The 6,054-nt window shown below is 40.7% G+C and carries 8 protein-coding genes; all 8 read right to left on the reverse strand.

Annotation, left to right across the window (positions count from 1 at the left end; all coding sequences use genetic code 11):
* Nucleotides 1–64: 64 nt before the first annotated feature.
* A complete protein-coding gene (locus GNE10_RS30965) occupies nt 65–790 on the reverse strand; it encodes an MBL fold metallo-hydrolase (RefSeq protein WP_185569695.1) in 726 nt (241 codons plus the stop codon).
* 11 nt (nt 791–801) lie between these two features.
* Nucleotides 802–1,188 carry an oxalurate catabolism protein HpxZ gene (hpxZ, locus tag GNE10_RS30970; RefSeq protein ID WP_185569696.1) on the reverse strand — a complete coding sequence of 129 codons (387 nt, stop codon included), beginning with the start codon at nt 1,186–1,188 and terminating at the stop codon, nt 802–804.
* Nucleotides 1,189–1,362: 174 nt separating this feature from the next.
* Nucleotides 1,363–2,139, reverse strand: a complete 777-nt coding sequence (locus GNE10_RS30975; RefSeq protein ID WP_185569698.1) for a sulfite exporter TauE/SafE family protein — start codon at nt 2,137–2,139, stop codon at nt 1,363–1,365.
* A 16-nt stretch (nt 2,140–2,155) separates the two neighbouring features.
* The gene (locus GNE10_RS36250; RefSeq protein ID WP_260447099.1) at nt 2,156–2,299 is read right to left on the reverse strand and encodes a hypothetical protein; all 144 of its coding nucleotides are present in this window, start codon (nt 2,297–2,299) and stop codon (nt 2,156–2,158) included.
* 12 nt (nt 2,300–2,311) lie between these two features.
* A complete protein-coding gene (locus tag GNE10_RS30980) occupies nt 2,312–2,833 on the reverse strand; it encodes an HAD hydrolase-like protein (RefSeq protein WP_260447100.1) in 522 nt (173 codons plus the stop codon).
* 101 nt (nt 2,834–2,934) lie between these two features.
* Nucleotides 2,935–3,906: a DMT family transporter gene (locus tag GNE10_RS30985; RefSeq protein ID WP_185569699.1), complete on the reverse strand. Its 972-nt coding sequence runs from the start codon at nt 3,904–3,906 to the stop codon at nt 2,935–2,937.
* A gap of 75 nt (nt 3,907–3,981) precedes the next feature.
* Nucleotides 3,982–4,575 (reverse strand): glutathione S-transferase family protein, encoded by a 594-nt coding sequence (locus GNE10_RS30990; RefSeq protein ID WP_185569700.1) that lies wholly within the window; start codon nt 4,573–4,575, stop codon nt 3,982–3,984.
* A 28-nt stretch (nt 4,576–4,603) separates the two neighbouring features.
* Nucleotides 4,604–5,977, reverse strand: a complete 1,374-nt coding sequence (locus tag GNE10_RS30995) for an LLM class flavin-dependent oxidoreductase (RefSeq protein ID WP_185569702.1) — start codon at nt 5,975–5,977, stop codon at nt 4,604–4,606.
* Nucleotides 5,978–6,054 lie beyond the last annotated feature (77 nt).

Raw genomic sequence — 6,054 nt, forward strand, 5'->3', positions numbered from 1 at the left:
ATTTAATTTGTAATTCAATAAACGCAGATTTATAGAATCACGATCGCACTATAACTCATCATCTCTACTCCTTCACCAAAACTTCCCGTAACATCGCAGCTAAATCCTGCAATGCACGTTCCCCATCTCCGACAAACGTTGTCCCGTGCATTGTTGCTAAGGTACGCGGTTTGAGTAAAGCTAATTCTTGGAGAATGCGAGTGGTATGTGTTGTGTATGGTATGTAATTAGGGAAAGGACTTGCTTCATAATTGACTATTGTTTGACGAAAACGCTCAATCACATCAGATTCAGTTATTGGCTCTAAATCTCCAAATTGGTGAAACAGATCTGAGGAAAACAGTGTTTTATTGTTAGTTTCAAACAATAATCCGGCATCCCAGCCGTGGGGAACTTGTGGTGTATGGTAAAACTGAAAACTATATTTACCAGTGTTTAAAACTTCAGCGTGCTGCATACTTTTAGATGGACGGATGGCAAAATCATCTACACTCACAAAGCTTGCTATGGGGCTGCAAACTGTCTGAGCATTTGGCGCAATAGTCAGCCATTCATTGAGAGAACCACATTCGTCTGCTTCAAAATGACTAAAACTAATCCAGCGAATTTGTGATGGTTCAATAATCTTTTCCACTGCATCCCGTACTAGTGGAAACATCTTCTTAAGACCAGTATGAAACAATAATGGTTCTTCATCCTTGACTAAAAACTGGATAAATTGTAAGTCTACGTTTGGGTCATAGGTTGAAATGCGATAGATATCCGGGGCGATTTCAGTAATGATTGTCATAATTTTAAAATTTACAGAGGTAATAAAGAAACGTGTGCTGAAACTACTTTCCATCCTTCAGTAAATCTATACCAAGTTTGGCTTTGTCGCCCGAAACGTTCTACACCATTGATAATGCGGCGAAACTCTAAAGTGACGGTTGCTGTATCTTTTCCAAATGTTACAACTTGAAGATTTGAAATTTCTCGCTCTATTTTTGGATTTGGTCGAGAGGCGCGAAAGTTACGAATTTCATCGCTACCATAAAGATTTTCTGTTACCCCGAACCGCACTACTTCCGACGCATCCCAAAACAAGTTATCCATCACTTCTAAATTGTTATTAGAAAGTGCTTCCTCATATTGAAGATATAAATTAGTTACTTCAGCTACAATGCTAGGATCGTTTACTATGGCCATTGTTGTTACCAACTTTTGGTTCTTAGACTAATTATGAACTTTTTGGCGAATCAAATCACGGAAATTAGAAAGTTGTTGCATAAATAAAAATGACTTGACAATACAAACACTAGCAATTGGGCATTGGGCAGTCAACAGTCAACACATAACTGTCATCTCCCCATTCTCCACTCCCTAGCCATAAACAAAAAAGTAAATCGTCATACTGAAGGCAACAACTAAAACAAATCTCCTAATTAATTGGGGTTCAAGTTTACGTGCATAGTGAGCGCTTAAATAACCACCTAAAGAACCACCCACTGCCATTAAAATTGCTTGATGCCAAACAATTACACCTGCAAAAATAAAGGGAATAATTGCAATTCCATTGATACAACTGCCTAAAAATGTCTTAAAGGCATTCATCGTATGAATACTTTTGATGCCTAAAAATGATAAAGTTGCCAGCATTAAAATTCCTAGACCTGCTCCGAAGAAACCGCCATAAATTGCGATCGCTAATTGAGCCAGCACGAGATTAAATAAAGGTACAGACTCTGGTGATGATTTTTGACTTTGAAATCGCAACCAATTTCTGAGAGAATCACCAAAGGTAAATACTAATGTTGCCAGTAGTAATAAATAGGGAATCAGCTTTTTAAACACATCTGCCGATGTATATAATAAAGCCACAGAGCCAATGGTTCCACCAATCAAACTAATGCCACATAAAAGCAAGAAAACTTCTCGTTTGATGCCTAAATCTTTACGGTAGGCTCCTGCACTGGCTAAAGATGCTACCCAAATTGCTGTATTATTTGTAGCATTAGCAGCGATGGGTGGCACACCTGTAAATATTAGTGCTGGAAAAGTAATAAAGCTGCCACCACCCGCTACAGCATTCAGCGCCCCTGCAATAAAAGCGGTACTGAACAAAAGTAAGCTATGGATAAACGTTAAAGATGGCGGCATTATTTTGAGTGATAAATTAAGAATTAGGAATTATAAGTTCTGGAATATTTTCTGGGCAATGAGCTATAAAATCAGCACCATGAGTTTTTAATTCCTCCTCAGTTCCATAGCCATAGGTGACACCAATTGCGGTAATATTATTGCGCTTGGCTCCAATCATGTCGTGCTTGCGTTAGCGAAGCTTAACGAAGTTATCGCCAATCATCACCACACTAGAAGGCGAAAGTTTTTCTCTCAGTAAAATATGAGAAATTAAGTCAGCTTTGGCGCTTCTAGTACCATCCAATTCGCTACCATAAACACCATCAAAAAGTAATGATAAAGAAAAATGTTCAATAATACGCTTGGCGTAAATATGTGGTTTAGAAGTAGCAACAAAGGTCTTATATCCAGCAAACTTAATTGCTTTTAAAGTTTCTATAATTAGTGGATAAAGGGAATTTTCAAATAATCCAATCGTGGAAAAGCGACTTCGATAAAGTGAAAGCGCCTTCTCAACTAACCCATTATCTGAAGCCTTAAGTAACTGCGAAAAACTATCTTTGATTGGAGGCCCAATACACCAAAGCAATTCTTCAGCCTCCGGTGGTATATAACCGAGTTCAGATAAAGCATACTGAATACAGCGAGTGATACCAGGCTTAGGATCTGTCAATGTTCCATCTAAATCGAAAAGAATAGTATCAACAATCATATTTGCTGGGCCAACCTTTGCGTAAATCTGCGTTTTACTCTGCGCCGTCTGCGTTGAAAAAAAGTTTATATACCTCAATTAATTTTTTATAATCCCAATCCCTAGTTCTGATTTTTTCCAATTTTCAGCGATTGAAAAAAGGTTTCTCCACTGAGTAAAGCAATTCCAAACGTCACAACACCAACGCCAATAATTTGAGTTAAATTTAAACTTTCACTAATAATTCCCCAAGCGACCATCGCCGTTAATGCTGGACTACTAGAACCGATTATTGATGCGGTAGTTGCACCAATCATCCGAATTCCCAAATTATTTAAAGTGTGACCGATAAAACTAACTAAACCAGAAAAAATACTACCAATCCACACAGGTGTCCAGTCCAATTGAGCAGTAGAAACAGGCCAGAACAATAAGCTAATACCTGACAATACCAGGGTAGAGGCAAAGCTAATCCAAGTGAAGGGAACTGGATGAAATTTTTCTAAACATTTTTGGGCAATGACGTTATAAAAAGCATAAACAACCCCAGCACTAATACTCGCTAAAATCCCAATTACATTGGCATAATTGCTGTGGCTTCCAGAGAATTTGGGAATCACAAGAACGCAACCTACTAGAATAATTCCCATTACCAACCAACGAAAAAATGTAGGGCGTTGACCAAAAAACTTCCAGGACAGTAATGCCGTAAACACCGGGTAGATGAAGAAAAGGGTCGTAGCAATTCCGGTGGTAATTAAGCCAATAGCAACGTAGAGTAAGGCAATGTAGACAAACATTAATACTCCACAGCTAAACGCTTGAATCAGAACATTTCGATGTTGGCGATCGAACAACTCTCGTAATTCTAGAAAAGCAGATGGATACAGTTTAAATGCCAGAGATGCCATGAGTGGAACCACGAGTAGCATTCGCATGAACATCAATAAAAATGAATTTTGCAAATCTGGTTTAACGTATCCACCAAGTAAATATAAATTGAGTACAAGATGTTCGGAAAACAAAACTCGTACAGTAACGTTGTGAAATGCCAAAACAAAGGAGGATAAAAGAACTGTCAGGATGCCTAACACGCAAAAAAAGGTTTTCTCAAACCCGATTGTATTACTGAAACCACTGGACTAACAGACCAAACGAAATTTGAGTTTTTAAGACTCTGGTTTCGTCAATTGTAGGGACGACCGCCCAGAAAATTCATCATACCATTGAGCAAGTTTGGGATAACTCTGTCGCCATTGCAATTCGGGCAGGCGAATTTCCAATCCAAGTGCAGAGGCGAGGGTGATGTGAGCCAACTTAGGAGTTTGGTTGAGTTTTACGGAAATCTTCTCGAAGTAGTCTAAAATTCGCAAAGCGCGTGTTAGTTCTAACTCAATTACTCCTGGAGATTGCTCATTTAAAGGACGCCGCAACTCTCGCACCCAAACAGCAATACCATCTATAAACCCACCAGCTATGCCTTCTAGTTGCTGTAAAAATCCATCAGAAATATCAGCAACTACTTTGATTTCCGGATTTAAGTGATTCAGATAAATACATATTATCCGGCTTTCGCTCAAGATAAATCCGTCATCAGTGGCTAGAGTTGGGACTTTACCTGTGGGGTTGTAATGCAGTAAATCACTGTTGGGATCTCGGACAGTGACTTTGTGCATTTCAATGCGATCGCCAAGATTCAGTTCTAGTGCAGTAACCCGTGCTATCCGTGCATAGGGAGAATTAGGTGTATAGAAAAGTTTCATGAAAAAATGCGATCGCCTTTTAGTGAAATTATCTCAAAGCACCCGCCAATTCAGACGATGCAACTTTGGTGAACTGATTGACTGGACGAGGTAAACCAAGATTCTCGCGCAGGGTACGCCCTTCATATTCGGTGCGGAATAAACCCCGACGTTGCAGTTCTGGAATCACCAAATCGACAAATTCATCCAAACCACCAGGTAGCCAAGGTGGCATGATGTTAAATCCATCAGCACCATCGTTAATAAACCAGTCTTCGAGTTGGTCGGCAATTTGCTGAGGCGTTCCCAGAATTGTCCGATGTCCCCGTGCCCCAGCAATCCACAAATATAGTTGCCTAATTGTTAAATTCTCTCTGCGTGCAAGGTCAGTTATCAGTTGCAAGCGGCTTTTTCCGGCGTTGGTATCTGGCAAATCTGGCAGTGGCCCGTCCAAGGGGTATTTCGATAAATCGTGTCCACCCACAAGTCCTGAGAGTAGTCCTAATCCAACCGACGGATGAATTAAATCTTGAAGTTCTTGGTACTTCTGTTTCGCTTCTTCCTCAGTTCTGCCAATTACCGGAAATACACCAGGCATAATTTTCAGATGTTCAGGCGATCGCCCGTATTTGCTCAGTCTGCCTTTCACACTAGAATAAAAAGCCTGGGCTTCCGCAAGAGTTTGCTGGGCAGTAAAAATTGCCTCTGCTGTTTGTGCTGCTAAATCTTGCCCAGCCTCGGAAGAACCAGCTTGCACAATCACCGGATAGCCTTGAATCGGACGGGCTACATTCAGCGGCCCGCGCACTGAGAAATATTTACCTTTATGATTCGGGACATGTAGCTTATCAGGGTCGAAATAAATACCCGATTCTTTATCGTGTAAAAAGGCATCATCTTGCCAACTGTCCCAAAGCTTGGAAGCAACTTCTAAAAATTCCCTTGCTCTTTCATAACGCAGTGAGTGTTCTAAATGTTCTTCTCGGCTGAAGTTTTTTGCTGCGGCTTCAGCAGAAGAAGTGACCACATTCCATCCCGCACGTCCACCGCTCAAGTAATCTAGGGAAGCAAACTTACGAGCAAGATGGAAGGGTTCATCATAAGTAGTTGAAGCCGTTGCCACCAACCCGATATGCTCTGTCACTACAGATAGTGCTGATAATAAAGTTAGCGGTTCAAAGTGGACGCTGAATTGTCCCGAACGACTAAAAGCCTCTCTTCCTTGTCCTCGATCCCAGACAGCTAAACCGTCTGCTAGAAAGAGCATATCAAACTTACCCCGTTCAGCTGTTTGTGCCAGTTGCTTGTAATGCTGAAAATTCAGGCCTCCATCAGCTTGAGCATTGGGGTGTCGCCAAGCCGCTACATGATGACCTGAACCTGGTAAAAACGCACCTACTTTAAGTTGCTTTTTCTGACTCATTGTTGATTTCTAGAAAAATTTATTTATTAACTTAGGGAGTGGGCATGGGGCATTGGGCATTGGGCATTGGTTATTCT

It is taken from the genome of Nostoc sp. 2RC (genome assembly GCF_014222165.1).
GTDB lineage: Bacteria > Cyanobacteriota > Cyanobacteriia > Cyanobacteriales > Nostocaceae > Nostoc > Nostoc linckia.

Excerpts from the sequence above, each read along its gene's own strand:
- GNE10_RS30965 (WP_185569695.1), bottom strand. The coding sequence starts at position 790 with ATGACAATCATTACTGAAATCGCCCCGGATATCTATCGCATTTCAACC.
- hpxZ (WP_185569696.1), bottom strand. The coding sequence starts at position 1,188 with ATGGCCATAGTAAACGATCCTAGCATTGTAGCTGAAGTAACTAATTTA.
- GNE10_RS30975 (WP_185569698.1), bottom strand. The coding sequence starts at position 2,139 with ATGCCGCCATCTTTAACGTTTATCCATAGCTTACTTTTGTTCAGTACC.
- GNE10_RS36250 (WP_260447099.1), bottom strand. The coding sequence starts at position 2,299 with ATGATTGGAGCCAAGCGCAATAATATTACCGCAATTGGTGTCACCTAT.
- GNE10_RS30980 (WP_260447100.1), bottom strand. The coding sequence starts at position 2,833 with ATGATTGTTGATACTATTCTTTTCGATTTAGATGGAACATTGACAGAT.
- GNE10_RS30990 (WP_185569700.1), bottom strand. The coding sequence starts at position 4,575 with ATGAAACTTTTCTATACACCTAATTCTCCCTATGCACGGATAGCACGG.
- GNE10_RS30995 (WP_185569702.1), bottom strand. The coding sequence starts at position 5,977 with ATGAGTCAGAAAAAGCAACTTAAAGTAGGTGCGTTTTTACCAGGTTCA.